The organism is Kribbella catacumbae DSM 19601, from assembly GCF_000372465.1.
In the GTDB taxonomy this organism is placed as follows: domain Bacteria; phylum Actinomycetota; class Actinomycetes; order Propionibacteriales; family Kribbellaceae; genus Kribbella; species Kribbella catacumbae.
The window spans coordinates 1-1635 of sequence record NZ_AQUZ01000131.1 but is presented as its reverse complement, the minus strand read 5'-3'; the positions used below and the strand labels follow the sequence as shown (position 1 = coordinate 1635).

Below are 1635 nucleotides of genomic sequence, written 5' to 3'. Positions count from 1 at the left end.
GGGTTTTTCGTTCTCGGGTCAGCTTGCAGGCAAGCTTGCAACACGGCATGCATCCCACCTTGAAAGCCTGATCGCGCAGACGGTGTGGCCATGGCCGTCTCCACTACCCCGCGTCTGGGGATCAACCGCTGGTCTGCGGGTACCGACGCCTGGCCCGCTCGAGGCGGTTGGGATACCCAGCAGCAGAAGCTCGACGACCTCACGGCGATTGACCAGCAGGGCACGATCGCGCTGCGGCCTGTTGCCGGCGTCCGGGGTCGGTACTACTTCACGACTGACACTCGGAAGCTGTACCGCGACGACGGCGTCCAGTGGAACGAGATCGGGCCGAACGGTGGCGTGGTCCCGACCGCGTTGACGTTCGGCGGTGCCGCAGCTGAGGGCACGTCCGCGAGGTCGGCCCGGGCGGACCACAAGCACGCGCTGCCCGCTCACGACGACGCGGCACACGCCGGTGTCCAGCTGAGCGCGCTCGCCGCACCGACAGCCCCGGTCAACATGGGCGGCCAGAAGCTCACCGGGCTCGGCGCTCCGACCGTGGGCGACGACGCCGCGACCCGGCAGTTCGCCGTCGACCAGGTCGCCGGCCTCATCACGGATCCGGACGCTCCGAGCACCGTGGCGTTCGGGGCAGGTGGTGCGGTTGGTGTCTCGAGCAAGGCCGCGCGGGCGGACCACACGCACCCATTCCCGGCCACCGCGTGGGACTCGTACGTCCCGACCTGGCTGACCAGCGGCAACGCGCCGTCGCTGGGGAACGGCACGCTGACCGGGGCCTACAAGCAGCTCGGCAAACTGGTCACCTTCCGGATCCGGATCCTGATGGGCAGCACCACCACGTACGGCACCGGCGAATGGCGGCTGTCCTACCCGGTGGGCGCGGCGACGTCGCCGGTTGGTGGCCTGTCCGGCTACGTGTTCCGGAGCGGGCCGCAGTACTGGGGCCTCATCGGTGTCGGGTTCGCGACGAACTCGTTCCGCATGATCGGCTCCGCGGGCAACGCGCTCGTCACTGGCACGGCGCCGGTGGCGTTCGCGGCTGGCGACGAGCTGCTCATCGGCGGCACCTACGAGGCCGCGTGATGACCGCCCCGGACCAGGGGATGGACCCTTCGGCGCGGATCACGCTCGGCCAGGTCTACACGACCGTGATCGAGCTCAAGTCGATGGTCGAGACGTCGCTCACGGAGCAGCGCAGCCAGATCACTTCCCTCACCGATCGGCAGACCAAGAGCGAGGGCCGGACCAACCAGCTGGACGACCGGCTGCGGACCGTCGAGCTGGCTCAGGCCCGTGACGGCGCGGTGCAGGGCCTCCAAGTCAGCGCCGACCAGGCGCGCACCAACCGGATACCCGCCTGGGTCTCCATCCTCCTCGCCGCGACGTCGCTGCTCATCGGAGTGGCTGGCGCGGCAGCGAACCTACTGAAGGGATGAACCACCCGTGACCACCCCGACCTCCCAGAACGGCTGGACCGCGAACGATGAGAGCCTGACCGACGTCCAGCTCATCCCGGGCACCCAGCGGAAGATCCGTCTCCGCAAGGGAGACGCCGGGTGGCTGCTGCGCCGCATCGGCTCGTTCATCGACCAGCACGTCGAGAACATCGACGAGCCCAAGCAGGACGACTGGGGG

General features: G+C 69.2%; 3 protein-coding genes. All 3 read left to right on the top strand.

Features of this window, described 5'->3' with window-relative positions; translation table 11 throughout:
• The first annotated feature begins 90 nt into the window (after positions 1 to 90).
• Positions 91 to 1083, top strand: coding sequence for a hypothetical protein (locus tag A3ES_RS0145485; RefSeq protein ID WP_020393475.1), 993 nt, complete (start codon positions 91 to 93; stop codon positions 1081 to 1083).
• Positions 1083 to 1436, top strand: coding sequence for a hypothetical protein (locus A3ES_RS0145480; protein ID WP_020393474.1), 354 nt, complete (start codon positions 1083 to 1085; stop codon positions 1434 to 1436). Before A3ES_RS0145485 ends, A3ES_RS0145480 begins: the two co-directional genes overlap by 1 nt.
• Before the next feature lie 7 nt (positions 1437 to 1443).
• Positions 1444 to 1635, top strand: a 192-nt coding sequence (locus A3ES_RS50810; protein ID WP_040457288.1) for a hypothetical protein, incomplete at its 3' end; no start/stop codon positions are given.